Raw genomic sequence first — 21,405 nt, 5'->3', positions numbered from 1 at the left:
GTGTACTCGGCGATCCTCGGCACAGCCCGCCGGGGTGTACGACTACCGCGTCCACCGGCGCGACGGCGAGAGGACGGAACACCGTTGAGTGTCGACAACTACCTCACCGACGATGACCGCAAGCGCAATCGGTACCACTTCGACCGTCACACCGCTGACTACCGGCACCGGTTTCAGGACATCACCGAGGAGATGCACGCGAAGTGCCCCGTCGCGTGGTCCGAGACCTATGACGGACACTGGGTCGCTGCGAGCAGTCGTGCGGTTTTCGAATTGGCCCGCTGCCCGCACATTTCGAGTGACAACGACCTCAACGACGAACGACGCGGTTACCGCGGCATCTCCATCCCCTATCCGTCTCGCGAGCGGGTGTACGCCCGCGGCGGCATCCTGGAGATGGACGATCCCGAGCACCGGCTCTACCGGGAGGTTCTCAATCCGTACCTCTCGCCTGCCGCCGTCGCACGCTGGGAGCCGTTCGTCGACGACATCGTGCGCGCGTGTCTCGACGAGAAGATCGAAAGCGGCACTATCGATTTCGTCGACGACCTGGCGAACATCGTGCCGGCCGTGCTCACCCTCGCGATGTTGGGCATCCCGCTGAAGAAGTGGGACATCTACTGCGAGCCCGCACATGCGTCCCTCTACACCCCCGAGCACTCGCCCGACAGACCACGGGTCGACGAGATGAACATCGCGATGGGTATGGACCTCATGCGCAATATCGAGGAGATCCGCGCGAATCCACGGCCCGGACTCGTGCAGGCACTGCTCGACCTGCGCATCGACGGCGAGCCCGCGCCCGATATCGAGGTCCTCGGTATGCTGGGCCTGATCATCGGCGGCGGTTTCGACACCACGACCGCGCTGACCGCGCACTCGCTCGAATGGCTTTCCGAGAATCCCGAGGAACGGACCCGGTTGAGTCGCGACCGCGACGCGCTGCTCAACCCCGCGACCGAGGAGTTCCTGCGCTACTTCACCCCGGCGCCAGGCGACGGGCGGACGATCGCAGCGGACTTCGAGATCGCGGACACGGCGTTCAGGGCGGGCGAACGGTTGTGGCTGTCCTGGGCGATGGCCAACCGCGATCCCGAAGTTTTCGCCGACCCCGATCGGATAGTGCTGGACCGCAAGGGGAATCGCCACTTCAGCTTCGGGCTCGGCGGGCACCGCTGTATCGGCTCCAATGTAGCTCGCACCGTGTTCAAATCGATGCTGACTGCGGTACTCGATCGAATGCCGGACTATCGCTGCGATGTCGACGGTGCGGTGCACTACGAGACCATCGGTGTCATCCAGGGCATGCAGAAACTGCCGGCTACGTTCACACCGGGGCGAGCGGTGGGGGCGGGACTCGACGAGACACTCGACAAACTGCAGCGCATCTGCGCCGAGCAGGAACTCGCCGCGCCGGTGACGGTCCGCCGCGCGGCGGCGCAAATCGATTGAACTGCGACGCCATGTCGCGGCGGCGGTGTAGATGTCTCCCAGACACGGTCGAGGTAATGACTGCACGCGTCGTCTTGGCGAAGTTCGCCGGTGTTGAACCCGAATTTCACCGACCGGATTGCTGAGCGCGGTTGCGCCACACCAGCAGCAGGACAGCCACGATTAGCAGGACGACGACTGGTGGTGCAGCCTTCTTCAGGCCGCCAACGCCGGCTGCCTCGAGAATGTCGATCGGCGCCGCGGCCTTGAACGGTGCGGGATCGGACTTCGGGGATGCGCCGTTGGACGCGGCGGCACCGTTGGATTCATCGCCCTTCGTTTCTGGTTGCGCGGCACCGCCGGCGGCGGGCGCACCGGCGTCGACGGAAGCGCTGAGTTCCGCGGCGAGGTTGGTGGCGAACTGTCCGATGATCGTCCCGGCAACCTCGGTGAGCGCGCCGCGCCCGAACTGGGCCGGCTTACCGGTGATATCTAGGTCGGTGTCGACGAAAACCTCTGTGCTGTCACCGGACTCGACCAGCCGGAAGGTCATCAACGCCTTGGCCGTGCCATTGCCCCTGGCCTCGCGCCCGCCGCCTTCGAGCACGGCGACCTTCGCTTCCTCGTCCTTCGACTTGATCTTGATGATGCCGCCGTAGTTCAGCCCGACCGGGCCGAGCTTGACCTTCATCTTGCCGTGGAAGTCGTCGCCGTCCCTGGAGGTGATCGTTGCTCCGGGCACGCAGGGGGCAATCCGTTCGAGATCGAGCAGCACACGCCAGGCATCCTCGGCCGGAACCGGAATGCTGAAGGCGTTCTCGATTTTCATGTGCAATCCTTCGGGTCGGTGTCGTCGTGCGTCGATCGGCGACCGACGTGCCGCCATGCGCCTTGATGTGCCGGGACCTCGAGCTATGCCTCGATGTGGTTCTCGCGCTCGGCCCCGGAATCCGCTGCCGAGCGAATCGCATCGACAATGCCTTGATAACCCGTGCAGCGGCACAGGTTTCCCGAGATCGCCTCGCGAATCTCGTCATCGCTCGGCTTCGGGTTGTCGCGCAGGAACGCGGTCGCGGAGACGACGAATCCGGGGGTGCAGAAGCCGCACTGCAGGCCATGGTGCTCGCGTAGCGCCGACTGCACCGCGGAGAGTTCGCCTTCGCTCGACGCGATTCCCTCGACCGTGGTCACCTCGGCGCCGTCGGCCTGTACGGCGAATACCAAGCACGCCCGAACGGCCTCACCGTCGAGCAGCACCGTACACGCGCCGCAGACGCCGTGCTCACAGCCCAGATGAGTTCCGGTGAGCCCCAGGTTGACTCGGAGGAAGTCGGCCAACGTCAGCCTCGGCGCGACGGTAACCCGACGCCGAAGTCCGTTGACACTTACCTCGATTGCGACGTCAGTCATTGCTTGCCTCCTGTACGGCGCGCTGCCAGGCGCGTGCGACCATCGCCGCGCCAACGCGCCTGCGGTACTCCGCGGACCCGTGGATATCGGAGGGGATCGATTCCAGCGTCGAAAGCGCCGAGCCACCCACCTCCTCGGCCGCGATTTCGTCGGCGCTTCGGCCGACCAAGTCGGTTTCGGTCTCCGTCGCGCGCACCGGCGAAGGCCCGAGCCCGAACAGGGCGATACGTGCCCGGTCGACCTTCGAATCGGCGTCGAGGCGAACCGCGACCGTCGCGCCGGCCATCGCGAAATCACCACTACGACGCGCGAATTCCTCGATCGCATACCCACACCGGCCCTGGCACACCGGTACCGAGATGCTCGTCAACAGCTCATCCTCGTCGAGCGCGGTGCTCCACATCCCGGTGAAGAATTCTGCCGCGGGGATGGTGCGCCTCCCGCGTGGCGAGAGTGCCTCGAGCTCGGCGTCGAGAGTCAACGCCACCGCGGGATATTCGGCTGCCGCATCGGCATGGGCGATGGCGCCGCCGATGGTTCCGCGGTTGCGGATCTGGAAGTGGCCGATGAGCGGTGTCGCCCGAGCCAACAGCGGAGCGTGCCTGCGGACGGTCTCGGATCGACCGACGGCGGCATGCGTGGTGCCCGCGCCGATCCAGACCGAATCCCCGCGCAACTCGATGCCGCGCAGTTCGTCGAGCCGGCGCAGGTCGATGAGGTGCTCGAAAACCGCGAGGCGCAGGTTGAGCATCGGCATCAGGCTCTGGCCGCCGGCGATGAACTTGGCCTCGTCACCGAGTTCGGCAAGCAGCGCGACAGCTTCTTCCGCCGTCTCCGGTGCGTGGTATTCGAATGCCGAAGGCTTCATGCCGTCACCGTCCCAACCTTGGCGTTCTCCACCATGTCGATGATGGCCGCCGGACTCAGCGGCAACCGCCCGACCTCGACTCCGAACGGCGCGAGCGCATCCGCGACCGCGTTGACCACCGCCGGCGCCGAACCGATCGCGCCTCCTTCGCCCACGCCCTTGTGACCACCGGGACCGGCGCTCGGTGTATGGAGGTGGGCGATCTCGATGACCGGCGCCTCCGTTGCCGTCGGCATGAGGTAGTCCATGAACGTCGTGGCGACCGGATTGCCACTCTCGTCGTAGGCGAGGTGCTCGTACAGGGCACCGCCGATCCCCTGCACGGTGCCGCCCCGGATCTGGCCTTCGACCACATTCGGATTGATCATCGGCCCCACATCCTCGCCGACGATATAGCGGAGAAACTTCACTTCACCCGTCACGATATCCACTTCACACGTACACACATGCGTCGCGTTCGCCCACACCATCGGAACCTGCGCGGTGTATCGGCCGCTGGCCTCCAGTCCGGTCGGCACACCCGGCGGCATATCGGTCGCCTGGAAGTAGGCGATGTTCGCGATCTCGGCCAGGGTCAATTCGACATCGGGCACACCACGCACCGTCGCGCGGCTGCGGACGAATTCGATGTCGGAGACATCGGCGTTCAGCTTGTGTGCGGCGATGGCGAGGATCCGCTCCCGCAGCCCCACCGCGGTCTCGGCCACGGCACCTGCCGTCATCGAACCGGAGCGACTGCCCTGGGTGCCGCCGCCGTACGGTGTGATCGCGGTGTCACCCTGAATCGTGTTGACATCCGCGATGTCGACGCCGAGCGCGTCTGCGGTCAACTGCACGACGGTCGTCTCGATGCTGTTGCCGGACGAGCCGCCAGAGACATAGACGTTGACCTTGCCCGACGGCTCGATCCGGATCGTCGCACCCTCGGTGGCGAGAGAGGGAACCGCACCGGCCGTCGGCTCGACATAGCTGCAGGTGCCCACACCGATATAGCGACCATTGGCGCGAGCCTGTTCTTGTTCGGCGCGGAATGCGTCGTAGTCGAGCGTCTGGAGCGCCAGCTCGAAGGTCTCGAGCGGCGTCATATCGCTGTAGGGCATACCGTTCGGGTTGGCAGCCGGCAACTCGGCCTGGCTCAGCATGTTCCGGCGGCGCAGCTCGACCGGATCGATGCCCATCTGCCGGGCGGCTTTGTCGAGCAATACCTCACGTGCCATCGATTCGAACTGCCACGGTCCGCGGTAGGCGACGCGACCGATCGTGTTGGAGTACAGCATCTTGAGCGAAAGTCCTGCGGCCGGAACGCGATACGGCCCGGGGAACAACATTCCGACGGCGATCGCTCCGGTCAGAGGTGCCGGGATCGGGTACGCGCCGACATTCTGGAAGTGATCGATCGAGGCCGCGAGGATCGTGCCGTCGGCGTCGAAGGCCATCCGCGCCAAGCCGTGGTCCTGGCGCGCCATCCCCGAAGCCATCAGGTTTTCCTGGCGATCTTCGATCCATTTCAGCGCCGCCGGAAGTTTTCGCGCCGCGAGCATGATGCAGATTTCCTCGCGCAGCGGAACGACCTTCTGCCCGAACCCGCCGCCGGTGTCGCGCATCACCACACGGACTCGGTGCTCGTCGATGCCGAGCAACCGCGCACAGACCCCCCGAACCTCGTGCGGCGCCTGGGTCGATGCCCAGATCATCATCTCGCCGGTCGGTGCCGACCATTCGGCGACAATGCCCCTGGTCTCCATCGGCACCGCGCTGTAGGCCTGCTGATGGACGGTCTGTTCGACGACGTGCGCGGCGCCCTCGAAAATCGGCGCCAGATGCTCGGCCGGAAACGCCAGGACACCGGCCAGATTGCCCGGGCTGCCCGAGTGGACGAGCTCGCCCGCCTCCTCGGCCGTCTCGTAGTTGATGACCGGGGTGAGTTCCTCGTAGTCGACGAAGACCAGTTCTGCGGCGTCCTCGGCGATATAGCGGTCGTAGGCGACGACCAATGCCACCGGATCGCCGACGTAACGCACTTCGTCGTCGGCGAGTGGAGGCCACGGCGTGTCCGGCGCGTCGGGGCCGTCCATCGCGTACCGCAGCGCGTGCACCCCGGGGTTCAGGTCCGCGGCGACATAGACGGCGTGCACACCGGCCAGCTCGACCGCCTCGGAGACGTCGATGCCGACGATCCGCCCACGCGGGATGGGACTGCGCACGAAATGGGCGTGCAGCATGCCGGACCTGGTCACGTCATCGACGAATTGTCCTGCCCCGGTGAGCAGTCGAAGGTCCTCCACGCGGGGTACCCGCGTCCCCACGTACCCGGCTGCCGCCGGTTTCGTCGTGGCGGGGGCGGTATCCGTCGTCGTTGTTGCCGATGTGTTCGTCGTCGTGCTCGTCATTGACACGCCTCTCTCGGAGCGGATACGCCATCACGGTGTGACACGCGAACGCCTACTTCCGCTTCAGTACGCGGTCCGCCGCGGCCCAATGCTCATCGGCCACCCACAGCCGGGCGAATGCCGCAACAGCCTCCTCGGTGGGCACCCCGCCGACCACACGCTTGATATCGGCGGCGGCCACATTGGCCAGCGACGCACCCAGCGCCCGCCAGCCTTCGTCGAAGTCCGCGCGCGGAAGGACCCGGTCGACCAGTCCGAGTTGCTCCGCCTCGGCGGCGCGCAACACCGTTCCTGCGCCTGCCAACATGAGCGCCCGGCCTCGGCCGACAAGTTCCGCCAACCGCTCCGCACCACCCCACGCGGGCATGATCGCGAGCGACACCTGGTTGAAGCCGATCTTGATGTCATCGGCGGCAATTCGGATGTCGGCGGCCACAGCAACCTCCGCGCCGCCACCGAGTGCGTGCCCATTGAGCGCAGCTATGACCGGGGCAGGAAAGTTCGCGATCTGGTCGCAGACACCGCGCATCCGGCGCGCCATCGCGGCGGCTTCGTCCTCGGTGCGCAAGGCGCTGAGTTCCTTGAGATCGCCGCCCGAGACGAACGCCTTGTCCCCTGCGCCCGTGATCACCAGTGCACGCGCCCCGACGGCTGCCTCGAGCGCCTTCTCGAGCTGGTCCATCGTCGTTGGCGCGATGGCGTTGCGAGCGTGTGGGCGATCGATGGTGATGACGGCCAGGCCGTCGTGCGTTTCCAGATCGACATCGGCCATACGTTGTGTTCTCCGCTTCGATATTGGCATTCTCCGGTGACGAGAATAACATGTTCAACAACCCGGCCACCCGGCTCGGCGAGCCCTGCCGGGACACGCTCGAAATCGGCTCGCCCCGCCCGAGTCCAGCCCCCTTTCCTGGAGTTGCAGCATGCGAAGAATCCCCGTCGAACTGGTCAAACGCTACGAGGACGAGGGCTGGTGGACCTCGGACACGATGGGCACGATCCTGGCGGGCGGGCTCGCGGCAGCACCGGATGCGGAGTTCGTGGTCCATTCCGCGGTGCGGCCGTGGCGCGGCACTTTTGCCGACGTCGAACTCGTCGCGCGCCGGCTGGCAGCGGGCCTGCGCGAGCGCGGCGTGCAGCCCGGTGACGTCGTGGCCTTTCAGCTGCCGAACTGGATGGAAGCGGCGGCGACCTTCTGGGCATCCGCGATGCTCGGCGCGGCGGTGATGCCGATCGTGCATTTCTACGGCCGCAAGGAAGTCGGCTACATCCTCGACACAGTGTCCCCCCGAGTGTTCATCACCGCGGAGAAGTTCGGCAACCTCGAGTACCAGCCAGAACTGAGCGCCAACGTTCCGATCGTCGGCGTGGTCGGGCGGGACTTCGACGATCTACTCGCCGACGAACCGATGGCCGGTCTGATCGCTGCCGACCCGACCGGACCTGCGCTTATCGCCTTCACCTCCGGCACAACGAGCAATCCGAAGGGCGTCATCCACAGCCATCAGACACTCGGCCACGAAACACATCAGCTCGCCGGTCTCTATCCCGCCGACCGTCAGAAGCAGCTGACCGCAGCCCCGGTCGGGCATTTCATCGGCATGATCAACGCGTTCCTCATCCCGGTTCTCGACGGCAAGCCGATTCACCTCGCCGACGTGTGGGATCCGGGCAAGGCGCTCGAGCTGATGCTCAGTGACGGAATAACCGTCGGCGGCGGCGCCACCTATTTCATGACCAGCCTGCTCGACCACCCGAATTTCACGCCTGAACACGTGCCCTTCATGCGCTATGCCGGACTCGGCGGTTCCTCGGTGCCCGTCGCCGTCACCACCCGACTCGCCGGCTTGGGCATCATCGTGTTCCGCTCCTACGGCAGCACCGAACATCCGTCGATCACCGGGTCGCACCACACCGCACCCGAGGACAAGCGGCTGTTCACCGACGGCAACGTCCTGCCGGGCGTGGAGATTCGCCTCGCGGAGGACGGCGAGATTCTCAGTCGCGGACCGGATCTGTGCATCGGCTACACCGATGAGGCGTTGACCGCAGCGGCATTCGACGACGAGGGCTGGTACCACACCGGCGACATCGGCGTCCTCGACGACGACGGCTACCTCACCATCACCGACCGGAAATCCGACGTCATCATTCGCGGCGGCGAGAACATCAGCGCGCTCGAGGTCGAGGAGGTGCTGCTCACCATGCCGGCCGTTGCCGAGGCCGCCGTGGTGTCGACACCGGACCCGCGCCTCGGCGAGCGGGCGGCCGCTGTCCTACGCCTGCGGCAGGGACATGCCATGCCGACCCTCGACGAGGTGCGTGCGCATTTTCGGGAGGCGGGTATCGCGCGTCAGAAGTGGCCCGAGGAGTTGCGTGAAGTCGCCGACTTCCCACGCACGCCGAGCGGCAAGGTGCAGAAGTACGTCCTGCGGAAGGACATTGCCAGTCTGCAGTTGAGAGAATAGTATTCTCGTAAACCGATAAGGAGGTTCGCCAGATGTCACCCAGTGAGTTGCCCTACCCGCTCTTCGATGCGGACAATCATCTGTACGAGACCGAGGAGGCCCTCACCAAGTTCCTCCCGGACAAGTACAAGGGCGCGATCAAATACGTCCAGGTCGACGGCCGTACCAAGATCGCGATCCGCAACCAGATCAGCGACTACATCCCCAACCCGACCTTCGAGGTCGTCGCCCGTCCCGGCGCGATGGAGGACTACTTCAAGAACGGCAACCCCGAGGGCAAGAGCAAGCGGGAGATCTTCGGCAAGCCGATGAAGTCGATCCCGGCCTTCCGTGAGCCCGGTCCGCGGCTCGAGCTCATGGACGAGCTCAAGATCGACCGCACGCTGATGTTCCCGACTCTCGCGAGCCTCATCGAAGAGCGCATGCGCGACAACCCGGAGATGATCCACGCGGTCGTTCACTCGCTCAACCAGTGGCTGTACGAGACTTGGTCGTTCAACTACAAGGAGCGGATCTTCACCGTTCCGGTCATCAGCCTGCCCATCGTGGACAAGGCGATCGAAGAACTCGAATGGTGCGTCGAGCGCGGCGCCAAGGCGATCCTGGTCCGGCCGGCGCCGGTCCCGGGTTTCAAGGGCCCGCGGTCCTTCGCCCTGCCGGAGTTCGATCCGTTCTGGAAGCGTGTCGTCGAGCTCGACGTGCTGGTCACCCAGCACTCATCGGACAGCGGCTATGCGCGGTACAACCAGGACTGGGAAGGCAGCTCCGACGAGATGCTCCCGTTCGTCACCAACGCGTTCCGGATGGTGAGCGAATGGCGTCCGATTCAGGATGCGGTCGTGTCGTGGGTGTGCCACGGTGCACTGTTCCGCTTCCCCGAACTGCGCATCGCGGTCATCGAGAACGGTGCCAGCTGGCTCCCGCACGTGCTGCAAACCCTCGAGGACGTGTACAAGAAGGCGCCCGAGGGATTTGGCATGCAAGATCCGGTTGCCGCCATCAAGAAGAGCATCCACGTCAGCCCGTTCTGGGAAGAGGACTTCAGCAAGCTGACCGCGCTGATCGGCGCGGAGCGCGTGCTGTTCGGGTCCGACTATCCGCATCCGGAGGGTCTCGCCGAGCCCACCACCTACATCAAGCACGTCGAGCACCTGCCCCTCGAGGACCAGAAGCTCGTCATGGGCGGTAACCTCGCGAGGCTGCTCAAGGTATGACCTGGCAGACCATCCCGGAGATGGTCCTATCCGTCGACGACCGCTTCGGTGCTGCCGAAGCGGTCGTCGACGGTTCTCTCCGGCTGACGTTCACCCAACTTGCCCAGCGGATTCGTTGTGCCGCCGGGGCTTACGCCCAGGCCGGGATCGAAAAAGGCGATCGCGTCGCGATTTGGGCGCCCAATTCCGCCGAGTGGATCATCGCTGCATTCGGACTGCTCACGGCGGGCGGGATCATGGTTCCGGTCAACACCCGCTACAAGACCGACGAGGCCGCCGACATCATCGACCGCAGCGGCGCCAAAGCGGTGCTGATCGAGAAGGGCTTCCTCGGCGTGGACTACACCGCGCCCGCCGGCGTGCCCGTCATCGACCTGAAGTCCGACTTCCTGTCCAGCGGAGAACCGTTCGAGCGCAAGGTCGATGGCGACGACATCGCCGACATCATGTACACCTCCGGCACCACGGGACGTCCCAAGGGCGTCATGATGAACCATCGGCAAACACTGCGGATGTTCGCCGAATGGTGCGATCTCGCGGATCTGCGCGAGGGCGACAGATATTTGGCGGTCAATCCCTTCTTTCACATGTTCGGGTACAAGGCAGGCCTGATCGCGTCGATGATCCGCGGCGCCACGGTGCTCCCCGTGCCGGTGCTCGACGTGGACAAGGTGCTCGAACTCGTTGAGCGCGAAAAGATCACCATGCTGCCCGGTCCGCCCACGCTGTACCAGACGCTGTTATCCGTGCCGGGCACGAGGGACCTGTCCTCGCTTCGCGCCGCGGTGACCGGGTCTGCGGACATCCCGGTCGAGCTCATCCGCCGAATCAAGGAAGAACTGCCGTTCGAGACGATCATGACCGGCTACGGCTTGAGCGAGGGCGGCACCGCGACCGCATCACGGCGCGGCGACACGTTCGAACAGATCGCGACGACAGTCGGAAAGCCGTGCGATGGAATCGAAGTGCGGATCGCCGAGGACGCCGAGGTGCTGATCCGGGGTTACAACGTCATGCAGGGCTATTTCGACGACCCGGCGGCCACCGCCGAGGCGATCGATCCCGATGGCTGGCTGCACACCGGGGACCTCGGCTCGCTCGACGATGAGGGCCGCCTGAAGATCATCGGACGCAAGAAGGACATGTTCATCGTCGGCGGATTCAATGCCTACCCCGCCGAGATCGAGGGATTCCTGCTCGAACACCCCGCGGTCGCGCAGGTCGCCGTGATCGGTGTACCCGACGAACGACTCGGCCAGGTGGGTAAGGCGTTCGTCGTGGCGCGCGAACCGGTCGTCGAAGACGAGCTCATCGCGTGGGCCCGAAACCGCATGGCCGGCTTCAAGGTACCGCGCTCGGTGGCCTTCCTCGACGCGCTGCCGCTCAATGCGACCGGCAAGGTCGTGAAAGACCAACTGCGATAACGTCACCGATAGCCGGGTGCCGAACGGCACCCGGCTATCGCGTGTGTACAGGAGGACCGATGACCGACTTCACCGACTTCGACGCGCTACGGGCAGCCGTTGGCACCGAGCTGGGCACGAGCGACTGGATCACCATCGACCAGGAGCGCATCGACCGATTCGCCGATGCCACCGGAGACCATCAATGGATCCACGTCGATGCCGAGCGCGCGGCGGAAGGTCCATACGGCAAAACGATCGCCCACGGCTTCCTGACCCTGTCGTTGCTCGCCTCCATCACCCAAGAGGTGATGTCGGTGCCCAACGCGCGGATGGCGATCAACTACGGCCTGGGCAAGGTTCGCTTCATCTCGCCGGTCACCGTGGGCAGCCGGGTGCGCGGCACCGTCACCCTGGACACCGTCACCGACGTGTCGGGCGGGGTGCAGGCCGAGCGGACGGTCACCATCACCGCGGAGGGGGCCGACAAACCGGCCTGCGTCGCGGTCAGCCTGGTGCGCTACCTGGACTGACGTGGCCCGGGTAGCGCACTGAGCGATTCACTTCACCGTTGCGCGCAACTCTTCGATGCTGAGGAACTTCACTCGCGGCCTGCCCAGTGGCGTCCCGGCGGCCTTCTCCGCGGCATCGATCACGCCCCAGCGGGTCTTGTCGACGAGTTCGGGCTGGCGCTCGGCGATCAGCGCGCTCAATTCGGATCGGCTGCCGGCCGGCGCGGTGAGTTGCCCGGCCTCGAAGTCCTCGATCAGCATGGCGATCGTCTCCGCCGAATCGGCCCGGTTGGTGCCGATCACGCCGCGGGGTCCGCGCTTGATCCAGCCGGTGGTGTACACCCCGGATAGACCCTCGACACGACCGCGATCGTTGCGGATCACCGCGCGGGCCTCATCGAACGGCACATCGGCCACCGGGGCGCCGCGGTAGCCGACCGACCGCAGCACCAGCGAGGTTTCGATGCTTCCGGTCTCGTCGGTGGCTACGGCGTTGAGGTTCTCGTCGATGGTGTTGCGCACGTATTCGAGCGAGGACACCCGGTCGGTGCCGTGTAGTTCGGTCGGCGCGACCAGGTACCGGAACACGATGCGGCGGTTGCCATCCGTCACCGGGCGGTCCGCGTACTCACGGGCGATCTCCATCTTCAACGTGAGCGAAGGCTCGACCTCCGGGTCGTCGAGGACCGCCTGGCTCGTCTCGTCGAGGACCATTTCCGACTCGTCGATGACCACATCGACCCCATCGAGATAGCCGAGTGCGAGGAACTCCGAGGTCGAGTAGGCCGCCTGCACCGGGCCACGCCGGCCGAGTACGACAACCTCGCGAATGTTGCTCTCCCGCAATGCCGTAAGGGCATGGTCGGCGATATCGGTGCGGGCGAGCTGGTCCGGATCGACGGTCAGGATGCGGGCGACGTCGAGTGCGACGTTGCCGTTACCGACGATCACCGCCCGCTCGCCGGACAGGTCGAACTCGCCGGCGGCATGGTCGGGATGCCCGTTGTACCAGGCGACGAACTCGGTAGCCGAATGACTGCCAGGGAGCTCCTCCCCCGGAATGCCGAGCCGCCGGTCGCTCGCGGCGCCGACCGCGTAGATCACCGCGTGATGGTGCTCTAGCAGCTCGGCAAGCGAAACATGCTTGCCCACCTCGACATTGAGGTGGAAGTTCACCGCTTCGGAGCGGAACGCGGTGGCGAACATGTTCGCCACGCCCTTCGTCTCCTGATGGTCCGGTGCCACGCCGGTCCGCACCAAACCCCACGGCGCGGATACCTTGTCGAAGATCTCGACCTCGACCTTGCCGAGGGAGAGCAGCTCCTCCGCGGCGTAGCAGGCCGCCGGACCGGCGCCGACGATCGCCACCCGCAGGGTGCCGAGCGATTCGGGCAGCCGCCGTCGGCCCAAAGCCATTCCGTCCATGCTGGAGTCGAGCGGATGGCGCTCGAAGTACGCGGCGTTGAGGCCGACGTAGCGGCCCATCTCCTCGGGCACGTCGAACTCGGAGTAGATCGCGTCCACCGGGCAGGCGTCGGCGCATGCGCCGCAGTCGATGCAGGTGTCCGGGTCGATAAACAGCATCTCTGCGGTCTGGAATTCCGGATCCTCCGGTCGCGGCCGGATGCAGTCCACCGGGCACTCGGAGATACAACTCGTGTCGCTGCAGCACCGTTGGGTGATGACAAATGTCATGAACCGATCACTTCCCTGGACCTTCGAGAATCGTCACTGCGGCTACCGCGGTCGGCCCGCCAAGATTGTGGCCCAATCCGATTCGCGCACCGTCAACCTGGTTCGCGGCGTTTCCGCGCAGCTGATCGAACAGTTCGACACACTGGGCCACGCCCGTCGCGCCCGGCGGGTGTCCCCTGGTGTTCAGACCACCACTCGGGTTCACCGGCAAAACCCCACCGACATTCGTCGCCCCGGCCTCGATGAGCTTGAACGCCTCGAACCGTTCGGCGAAGCCGAGATCCTCGTAGCTCATCAACTCGATTCCGGTGAAGAAGTCGTGCACCTCGGCGACGTCGACGTCGGACGGCGTGAGACCGGCCATGCCGAATGCCTGCTTCGCGGCACGCACACTCGCCGGGAACGAGGTCATGTCGCCCTTGTGCTGGTGCATCACCGCGTCGAGCCCGAGCCCGACGCCACGCACCCACACCGGGCGGTCGGTGTACCGGTCGACCACATCCTCGGCGACCAGCACGAGCGCGGCCGCGCCGTCGCTCTGCGGCGCACAGTCGTAAACACCGAATGGCGACACCACCATTGGCGCCTCGAGTGCCTGCTCCAGCGTGATCTCGAAGCGCAACCGGGCCTTCGGATTGTGCAACCCGTGCCGGTGATTCTTCACCGCGACCATGGCCAGGTGCTCGCGTGTGGCCGGCGACTCGTGCAGATACCGGCGCACGTGCAGCGCGAAGCCGGCGGGGGCGACGACGCCGAGCGGATAGTCCCAGGCCATATCGCGCGCCATGGCCTCCCACTCCCAGAGCAGGTCCTTCGACGCACTCTCGCGCAGCTTGTCCGCACCCATCACGAGCGCGACGTCACAGGCGCCGGAGGCGATACCGAACAGCGCGTTGCGCAGGGTGTCGTGTCCGGTCGCGCAGGAGTTCTCCACCCTCGTGACAGGAATGCCGGACAGACCGAGCGAATCGGCGAGGATCCCGGACGGAAAGCCGTCGGTCGTGCCCATCGAGCCGAACCAGGCGGCCTGCAGATCGGACTTGTCCAAGCCCTTGTCCACGCTCGCCACGCAATCGGCGTACGCCATCGGCAACAGATCCTTGATACCGAGGGCGAAGTGCTCGGCGAACGGGGTCATGCCCGCGCCGACGATGGCTACCCGTCTCATGCCGCCTCCGTGTCCGCTTTGTCGCCGGATTCGCTGGTCGAGTCGGGTTCGAAGGCGTAGCCGTAGTCCGGCACGCCCGATCGGACCGCCACCCGGCGCAACACCAGTCTGCCCCGTTCCCCGATGTCGACCGCACCCGGCTCGGCACCGGTCACCTTGACCAGAGCACGCACGCCGACTCCGTCGAGTTCCACGATCACCAGCGAGTACGGCGTCTTGAGGCCGGGCACCGGAATGTGCACGGTGACCTCGGTATATACCGTGCCGGTGCGCGGCAACGGAACCAATTCGTAGTCCGTGCTCAGCGCGCCGTCCGCACCGATGTGGTACCGGGGCGGAAAGTCGAGTTCGTCGCTGCCTGCGTGTTTGCCCGCCTCCCAGCGCACTTTCGCGTCGAAGGCGCGCTCGTAGGCGGCGAGCGAGATGGGAATATCCGAGCCGGGTACGAAGATGCGCTCGGTCAGCACCTGCGCGGCGGGTTCGCGACGGTGAATTTCGGTGCGTCCGTTGGCGACCGCGATTCCGGACAGGCTCGCCTGCTCGACGCCGACCAGGATGCCCGTCGTTTCGGACTCCGCCATCGACGCCAGGGCGAACAGGCCCGCACTCGCACCCATGGTCGGCAACGGCGCCGACGCTCCGGCGGCCAACGTGGTCGCCAGACCGTGTTCGACGCCGGCGACCGCGACCGGGGTGTCCACCCACGCCGCGGCCAGCGACGCCAGATATCCCCGCTCCCGCAAAAGTCGCGGGTCACCGTAGTCGTGCACGATGCCGGTCGCGTTGCGGGTGCGCACCGGCAGGCTGCGCGCCACTCGCGCCGAGGTGCGCACCTGCAATCCACGATCGGCGGTCAGTGCCGCCGCCGCCCCGGCCGGTTCGATGTCGACCCCGATGATCAGCGTCCGCGGGCGGGCGGAGCTGAGCGCGTCCAGGGTGGCGGGCGCGCCGCCCAATCGCTCCGTGACCTCGAGTTCCGGATCGAGCCCGAGGCCGGCCAGCAGGACTGCCGCGTTGCTGCTTTCCACCAACGGCAGATCCCGGCTGACCAGTACCACATACTCCACCGGCGCGCCGGACCCGAGGGCCGCCCGGCCCGCCTCGACGGCGAGCGTGATGGCGTCCTCGTCCTCACCGACCACCCGCCGCTGCGGGGTGCCCCAGCACGGCAGGTAGGTACCGATCGAAGCGATGTATGGCATGGAGGTTCTCCTGCTGGTTAGGTGATCGCGCCGGCCGTCTTGAGTTCGATGATCCGATCCCAATCCAGCCCCAGTTCCACCAGAATATCCTCGGTCTGGGCCGCGAACTCCGGTGCCGGTTCGAGATCCGGTGCGGTGACGTCGAATTGGACCGGGTTGCTCACCAGCTCCAGCTCACCCGCTTTGCGTAGATACTCGTTCGCGCGGATCTGCGGATCGGCCGCGGCCTGCAGCGCGTCCTGTACCGGCGCCCACGGTCCCGACAGGGTGCCCAGACGTTCGGTCCATTCCGCGATCGTCCGCTTGCCGATCTCCTCGCGCAGAATCTCCACGGCCGCAGGCGTATTTTCGGCGATCAGTTCGGCGGTGGCGAACCGCGGATCGTCCGCGAGCTCGGGACGGTCGATGTGCCGGCACACGTCCGCCCAGAACTTGGTCGGCTGCATCATCAGCAGCGACAGATACCGACCGTCCGAAGTTTCGTACAGGCCGGTCAGCGGATTGGTCGGCGCGCCATGGGTGCCCGGCATCGGCGCCTTCATCGTCTGGTTGAGATGCACCGACAGGGCGATGGTGTGCCCCATCGCCCACAGGCCGCTGCCGAGCAGCGAGACGTCGACGACCGACGGTTCCCCGGTCCGCTCGCGCTGCAGCAGCGCCGCGGCGATACCGCCGGCCAGGTTCGTGCCCGAAATCGTGTCACCGAAGGCGGGGCCCGGCGGGCTGATCATGCCGGTCATCCCCTCCGGGGTGATCGTGGCGGCCACACCGGCGCGGCACCAGAAGGCGGTCATGTCGTAGCCGCCCTTATCGGATTCGATGCCGCGCGGGCCGAGTGCGCTGCCGCGCGCGTAGATGATCTTCGGGTTGATCGCGCGAATATCGTCGACATCGAAGCCGAACTTGGCCCGGGCCTGCGGCAGGAAGCTGGTCAGGAACACGTCCGCGTTCTTGGCGAGTTCGAGCAGGATCTCGCGGCCCTCGGGCTTGGACATGTCGATGCCGATGCTGCGCTTGCCGCGGTTGGCGTGCTCGATGTTCGGATTCGGGTCACCCTCGACCACCAGCGGCCCGGTGCGCCGCAGTCCGCGCTGCGGATCACCGGTGACCGCGTGCTCGACCTTGATGACGTCGGCGCCCCAGTCGGCGAGAACGGCACCCGCCGAGGGAACGAAGCCGTACATCGCGACCTCGAGGACCTTGATTCCGGCGAGCGGCTTCATGCGCCCACCACCGCCGCGAACGTCTTGGTCTCGAGGAATTCTTCGAGTCCGGCCACACCCATCTCGCGCCCGATGCCGGACTGTTTGAACCCGCCGAACGGGACGTCGGGATGGAAGTAGTTGCCGCCGTTGATGCTGAACGTTCCGGTGCGGATGCGGCGCCCGATCGCGATGGCGCGTTCGGTGTCGCCGAGCACACCGCCGGACAGTCCGTACTTGGAGTTGTTGGCGATGCGCACGGCATGGTCTTCGTCGTCGTAGGGAATGACGGCGAGAACGGGGCCGAAGAGCTCCTCCTGCGCGATCTCACTGTCCGGATCGACGTTGGATACGACGGTCGGGGTGTAGAAGAAGCCCGGGTCGATGCGCTGGCCACCGGCAGCGAGCGTCGCGCCCGCCTCGATGGCGCGCTGCACGATCCCGTCCACCTTGTCGCGCTGGCGCTCGTTGATCAGCGGGCCCATGTAGGTCGAAGGATCACTCGGGTCCCCGACCTTGATGTTCTGTAGCGTCGCAACGATCTGCGCAACGATCTCGTCGTGCTTGTCGCGCGGCACGAGCAGTCGCGTATTGAGCGCGCAACCCTGCCCGGCGTGCGAGCAGATGGTGAACGCCGACAGCATCGCCGACAGGGGGATATCGGCATCATCGAGAACGATCTGCGCCGACTTGCCGCCGAGTTCGAGGAAGACGCGCTTGAGCGAGTCGCTTGCCGCGGCCATGATCTTCTTGCCCGTCGGGGTGGAGCCGGTAAAGGTCACGACGTCCACCTCGGGGTGGGTGGTCAACAGTTCGCCGGTGGCGATCTCGGACGAGGACAGCACATTCACCACGCCGGCTGGGATATCGGTGTTGTTGGCAATGATCTCCCCGAGCAGCAGGGTGATGAGCGGCGTGTCCGGCGCGCCCTTGAGCACGACGGTGCACCCGGCGGCGAGCGCGGGAGCGAGCTTCGCCAGCGCGAGCTGGTTCGGGTAGTTGTAGGCGATGATCGCGGAGACGACGCCGGCCGCCTCCTTCTCCACCCAGCGCCGGTGCTGCGCGCCGCGAATCTCGACCTCGCCGAGCTCCTCGGTGAACTCGTAGCTGTCCAGCAGGTCCGCGTAGTAGCGGACGATGCCGATCGGGGCTTCCAGCTGGTTGCCGTGGGTCAGCATGACGGTCGCGCCGACCTCGGCGATGGTCAGCTCACGCAGCTCTTCCTTGCGCTCCTCGAGCGCCCGGTGCAACTGATCGAGGCACTTCGCGCGGAACTTCACGTCCGTGGCCCAGGTCGTCGTGTCGAACGCGCGTCGCGCGGCGGCGATGGCCGCCTCGGTCTCGGCAACGCCCGCGTCGGGTGCATGTCCGATGACCTCGCCGGTCGCCGGATTGATCGTCGGGAAGGTCTTCCCGGTCGCGATCAGCTGCCCGTCGATGAGCAGGCGCTTGTCGGTATCGATCGCCTGCCCGTTCGTCGCGGCGGTCGACACCGTGTCCTGAGTTGACATCCGGACTCCTCGCTGAGTTGGAAATAAGATTCTCGTGATTGAGAATAATACAATCGTTCTGAGAGAATATTAGCAATGACACCGCCCTGCGCCTACCCCCAAGGCCCAAGCAGGGGGTCCAAACTGCCCGATATGCGCACTTCGCCGTCGGGTATGGCCGAACCTTGCGAATCAAATGCGGCGGAGAGTACGGTTCTCGTATCCGGAAGGGAGATTCTTGTGATTGAGACGACAGCGCTCGGTCCGTCGTTGGGTGTTCAGGTGACCGGCATCGACAATCTCGATGACGAAACTGTCATCGCGAGGTGCCTGGAAGCGCTCAAATGGCGTGGAGTCCTGCTGATCCGCGGGCTCGACCTCGATGACGACGCGCAGGTGCGATTCAGTCGCAAGCTGGGACCGGTGCTCGCGCCGGCCGGCAAGGAAGTCTTCGTCGTCTCGCTCGACCCGGCCAAGAGCCGGTCTGCCGAGTATCTGAAGGGCACGTTCCACTGGCATATCGACGACACCACCAACGATGTGCCGGCAAAGGCCACGATGCTGACCGCCCGGCACGTCGCAATGGTCGGGGGCGGAACAGAATTCGCCAGCACGTATGCGGCATGGGAGAACCTGTCCGAGTCCGAGCGCAAACGCTACGAAGGCTTGCGGGTGGTGCACAGCTTCGAGGCCGCTCAGCGGCTCGTGCAGCCCAATCCGACCGACGAGCAGCTCGCGGGCTGGCGCCGGCTGCCCACCCACGAGTCCTCGCTGGTCTGGACCCGTAAGGATGGCCGTCAATCGCTGGTCATCGGTGCCACCGCGGACCACATCGTCGGCATGCGACCCGACGAAAGCCGCGAACTGCTCGACGAGTTGCTGGCCTGGTCGACGCAAGAGCGCTTCGCCTACACCCACGAGTGGCAGGTCGGCGACGTGGTGATCTGGGACAACACGGGCATGCTGCATCGCGCACTGCCCTACGACCCGTCGTCGGAGCGCACCATGCACCGCACCACCATCGCCGGCGACGAGGCCTGGTCGTGACGATGACGAACGGAAGTGCAGTCGTGCGGAACGCGGTCGTCACCGGTGGCGGTTCGGGAATCGGGAAGGCGATCGCCGAGCGCTTGCGCGCGGACGGTCATCAGGTTGCGACACTCGATCTCAACCCACTGGACGAGAAGTTCGCCTATCGCGCCGACGTCGCGAACCGCGATCAGGTCGACGAGGCACTCGCCACCATCCACGCGGAACTCGGCCAGGTGACCATCCTGGTCAATGCGGCCGGGCTGGAGAAGTACAAGCGGTTCCGCAACCTCTCGTTCGAAGACTGGCAGCACGTGATCGACGTCAACCTCAGTGGAGTCTTCCACTGCACGCAGGCGGTATTGCCGGACATGTCGGCAGCCGGCTGGGGCCGGATCGTGAACATCTCCTCGTCGAGCACCCATGGGGGCCAGCCCTTCATGTCGCCCTATGTCGCGGCCAAGTCCGCGGTGAACGGGCTTACCAAGTCCCTCGCACTGGAACTCGGGCCGGAAGGCATCACGGTCAACGCCGTGCCGCCCGGCTTCATCGATACTCCGATGCTCCGCAAGAACGAAGAGCGCGGCCTGCTCGGTGGCACCGTCGAGGACCACATCGAACGCACCCCGGTCCGCCGGGTCGGCCGTCCGGAGGACATTGCCGCGGCTTGCGCGTTCCTGGTCTCCGAGGAGGCCGGCTACATCACCGGGCAGATCCTCGGCGTCAACGGTGGTCGAAACACCTAGTCGGGCAACAACTCACGTCGGGGAATCGGAATACCAGAGTGCGGCAACGAAAGGAATCCAAGTGGGACGGGTTGAAGGCAAAGTAGCGTTCGTCACGGGCGCAGCGCGTGGACAGGGTCGGAGCCACGCGGTGCGGCTGGCCGAGGAAGGCGCAGACATCATCGCGATCGATATCTGTGAAAATATCGACACCATCGGCTACCCGATGGCCACCCGCGAGGATCTCGACGAGACTGCGCGGCTGATCGAGAAGCTCGATCGTCGTGTCGTGACGGCACAGGCCGACGTGCGCGAGTTCGCTCAGGTGCGCGACGCGCTCGAGCGTGGCATCAGCGAACTCGGCAAGCTCGACATCGTGGTCGCCCAGGCCGGTGTCGCCGGCATGAAGGGCGAGCCGCAGACTCAGGCCTGGACCGATGTGGTGAACACCAACCTGGTCGGCACCATGAACGCGGTACACGCCGCGCTGCCGCACCTGGGCGAGGGCGCCTCGATCATCGCCACCGCGTCCGCCGCGGCACTGATGGACGCCTCCAAGGTGGACCAGCCCGGCAAGGATCTCGGCGGCGTCGCGTACATGTTCTCCAAGAAGGCGATATCGCAGTACATCCACGAGCTCGCCACCCACCTCGCGCCGCGCGGCATCCGCGCAAACGTCGTGCATCCGACCAACTGCAACACCGACATGCTGAAGAGCGAGCCGATGTACCGCTCGTTCCGCCCGGACCTCGAGCAGCCGACCCTCGCCGATGCCGAGCCGGCCTTCTACGTCCAGCAGGCCATGCGAGTGCCGTGGGTCGAGCCGATCGATATCAGCAACATGGTGCTGTTCCTCGCCTCCGAGGAATCGCGCTACGTCACCGGCATGCAGATGCGTGTCGACGCCGGCGGTTACCTGAAGTGGTACGACTACCACGTCTAAAGCGCCACAACCAGATTCACTCGCAAAAGGGAGCACGAACATGAAGGTTCGGGTCGACGGAGATCGCTGCCAGGGCCATACCCTGTGCGCCATGATCGCGCCGGAGTCGTTCGAACTCGACGACGTCGACGGTCATTCGTCGCCGGTCAATGAAGAGGTAGCCCCCGGTCAGGAAGACAAGGTGCGCGAAGCCGCGCATTCCTGCCCGGAACAGGCGATCTCGATCATCTAAAGGCGAGGCCCCGTGGCCGGCGC

Annotated in this window: 19 protein-coding genes; 9 read left to right on the top strand and 10 right to left on the bottom strand. The window is 65.8% G+C overall.

Features of this window, described 5'->3' with window-relative positions:
- Nucleotides 1-84: 84 nt before the first annotated feature.
- Nucleotides 85-1,452: a cytochrome P450 gene (locus OG921_RS13955; protein WP_266113061.1), complete on the top strand. Its 1,368-nt coding sequence runs from the start codon at nt 85-87 to the stop codon at nt 1,450-1,452.
- 106 nt (nt 1,453-1,558) lie between these two features.
- Here the strand turns inward: OG921_RS13955 and OG921_RS13950 are convergent, their stop codons facing one another.
- The 5 genes from OG921_RS13950 to OG921_RS13930 all read right to left on the bottom strand — a co-directional run bounded on the left by OG921_RS13950 (nt 1,559) and on the right by OG921_RS13930 (nt 6,871).
- Entirely contained in the window at nt 1,559-2,260 is a 702-nt protein-coding gene (locus OG921_RS13950) for an SRPBCC family protein (protein ID WP_266113060.1), read from the bottom strand.
- A gap of 83 nt (nt 2,261-2,343) precedes the next feature.
- Nucleotides 2,344-2,841, bottom strand: coding sequence for a (2Fe-2S)-binding protein (locus OG921_RS13945; protein ID WP_266113059.1), 498 nt, complete (start codon nt 2,839-2,841; stop codon nt 2,344-2,346).
- Complete coding sequence (locus OG921_RS13940) at nt 2,834-3,709, bottom strand: xanthine dehydrogenase family protein subunit M (protein WP_266113058.1); 876 nt, start codon at nt 3,707-3,709, stop codon at nt 2,834-2,836. The genes OG921_RS13945 and OG921_RS13940 overlap by 8 nt, the downstream gene beginning before the upstream one ends.
- A complete protein-coding gene (locus OG921_RS13935; protein WP_266113057.1) occupies nt 3,706-6,099 on the bottom strand; it encodes a xanthine dehydrogenase family protein molybdopterin-binding subunit in 2,394 nt (797 codons plus the stop codon). The genes OG921_RS13940 and OG921_RS13935 overlap by 4 nt, the downstream gene beginning before the upstream one ends.
- A 52-nt stretch (nt 6,100-6,151) precedes the next feature.
- Nucleotides 6,152-6,871, bottom strand: coding sequence for an enoyl-CoA hydratase/isomerase family protein (locus OG921_RS13930; protein ID WP_266113056.1), 720 nt, complete (start codon nt 6,869-6,871; stop codon nt 6,152-6,154).
- A 151-nt stretch (nt 6,872-7,022) separates the two neighbouring features.
- Here OG921_RS13930 and OG921_RS13925 point away from each other — a divergent pair, with 151 nt between their 5' ends.
- From OG921_RS13925 to OG921_RS13910, 4 genes are read left to right on the top strand one after another with little or no spacing between them, the layout of a single operon-like run.
- A complete protein-coding gene (locus OG921_RS13925) occupies nt 7,023-8,567 on the top strand; it encodes an AMP-binding protein (RefSeq protein WP_266113055.1) in 1,545 nt (514 codons plus the stop codon).
- 32 nt (nt 8,568-8,599) lie between these two features.
- Nucleotides 8,600-9,781, top strand: a complete 1,182-nt coding sequence (locus OG921_RS13920) for an amidohydrolase family protein (RefSeq protein ID WP_266113054.1) — start codon at nt 8,600-8,602, stop codon at nt 9,779-9,781.
- Nucleotides 9,778-11,205 carry a FadD3 family acyl-CoA ligase gene (locus OG921_RS13915; protein WP_266113053.1) on the top strand — a complete coding sequence of 476 codons (1,428 nt, stop codon included), beginning with the start codon at nt 9,778-9,780 and terminating at the stop codon, nt 11,203-11,205. Before OG921_RS13920 ends, OG921_RS13915 begins: the two co-directional genes overlap by 4 nt.
- Nucleotides 11,206-11,264: 59 nt before the next feature.
- Complete coding sequence (locus tag OG921_RS13910; protein ID WP_266113052.1) at nt 11,265-11,717, top strand: MaoC family dehydratase; 453 nt, start codon at nt 11,265-11,267, stop codon at nt 11,715-11,717.
- 27 nt (nt 11,718-11,744) lie between these two features.
- On the opposite strand, the gene OG921_RS13905 is transcribed toward OG921_RS13910, so the two are convergent.
- The 5 genes from OG921_RS13905 to OG921_RS13885 are packed head-to-tail and all read right to left on the bottom strand — an operon-like array spanning nt 11,745 to nt 18,474.
- Nucleotides 11,745-13,391, bottom strand: a complete 1,647-nt coding sequence (locus tag OG921_RS13905; protein ID WP_266113051.1) for an FAD-dependent oxidoreductase — start codon at nt 13,389-13,391, stop codon at nt 11,745-11,747.
- Nucleotides 13,392-13,398: 7 nt separating this feature from the next.
- The gene (locus tag OG921_RS13900) at nt 13,399-14,559 is read right to left on the bottom strand and encodes a beta-ketoacyl synthase N-terminal-like domain-containing protein (RefSeq protein ID WP_266113050.1); all 1,161 of its coding nucleotides are present in this window, start codon (nt 14,557-14,559) and stop codon (nt 13,399-13,401) included.
- Nucleotides 14,556-15,761 carry a Zn-ribbon domain-containing OB-fold protein gene (locus OG921_RS13895; protein ID WP_266113049.1) on the bottom strand — a complete coding sequence of 402 codons (1,206 nt, stop codon included), beginning with the start codon at nt 15,759-15,761 and terminating at the stop codon, nt 14,556-14,558. The genes OG921_RS13900 and OG921_RS13895 overlap by 4 nt, the downstream gene beginning before the upstream one ends.
- A gap of 17 nt (nt 15,762-15,778) precedes the next feature.
- Nucleotides 15,779-16,984, bottom strand: coding sequence for a CaiB/BaiF CoA-transferase family protein (locus OG921_RS13890; RefSeq protein WP_266113048.1), 1,206 nt, complete (start codon nt 16,982-16,984; stop codon nt 15,779-15,781).
- Complete coding sequence (locus OG921_RS13885; RefSeq protein WP_266113047.1) at nt 16,981-18,474, bottom strand: aldehyde dehydrogenase family protein; 1,494 nt, start codon at nt 18,472-18,474, stop codon at nt 16,981-16,983. Before OG921_RS13885 ends, OG921_RS13890 begins: the two co-directional genes overlap by 4 nt.
- A gap of 219 nt (nt 18,475-18,693) precedes the next feature.
- On the opposite strand from OG921_RS13885, the gene OG921_RS13880 reads away from it, so the two are divergent.
- The 4 genes from OG921_RS13880 to OG921_RS13865 all read left to right on the top strand — a co-directional run bounded on the left by OG921_RS13880 (nt 18,694) and on the right by OG921_RS13865 (nt 21,382).
- Nucleotides 18,694-19,500: a TauD/TfdA family dioxygenase gene (locus tag OG921_RS13880; protein WP_266113046.1), complete on the top strand. Its 807-nt coding sequence runs from the start codon at nt 18,694-18,696 to the stop codon at nt 19,498-19,500.
- A 23-nt stretch (nt 19,501-19,523) separates the two neighbouring features.
- Nucleotides 19,524-20,228, top strand: coding sequence for an SDR family NAD(P)-dependent oxidoreductase (locus OG921_RS13875; RefSeq protein WP_266113045.1), 705 nt, complete (start codon nt 19,524-19,526; stop codon nt 20,226-20,228).
- Between the two features lie 61 nt (nt 20,229-20,289).
- On the top strand, nt 20,290-21,150 hold the full coding sequence (locus OG921_RS13870; protein ID WP_266113044.1) for a mycofactocin-coupled SDR family oxidoreductase: 861 nt from the start codon (nt 20,290-20,292) through the stop codon (nt 21,148-21,150).
- Between the two features lie 40 nt (nt 21,151-21,190).
- Nucleotides 21,191-21,382, top strand: coding sequence for a ferredoxin (locus OG921_RS13865; protein ID WP_266113043.1), 192 nt, complete (start codon nt 21,191-21,193; stop codon nt 21,380-21,382).
- The last annotated feature ends 23 nt before the right edge of the window (nt 21,383-21,405 follow it).

It is taken from the genome of Aldersonia sp. NBC_00410 (genome assembly GCF_026342035.1).
GTDB lineage: Bacteria > Actinomycetota > Actinomycetes > Mycobacteriales > Mycobacteriaceae > Aldersonia.
The sequence above is the reverse complement of the archived record's forward strand: the minus strand, read 5'-3'. Positions and strand labels throughout refer to the sequence as shown.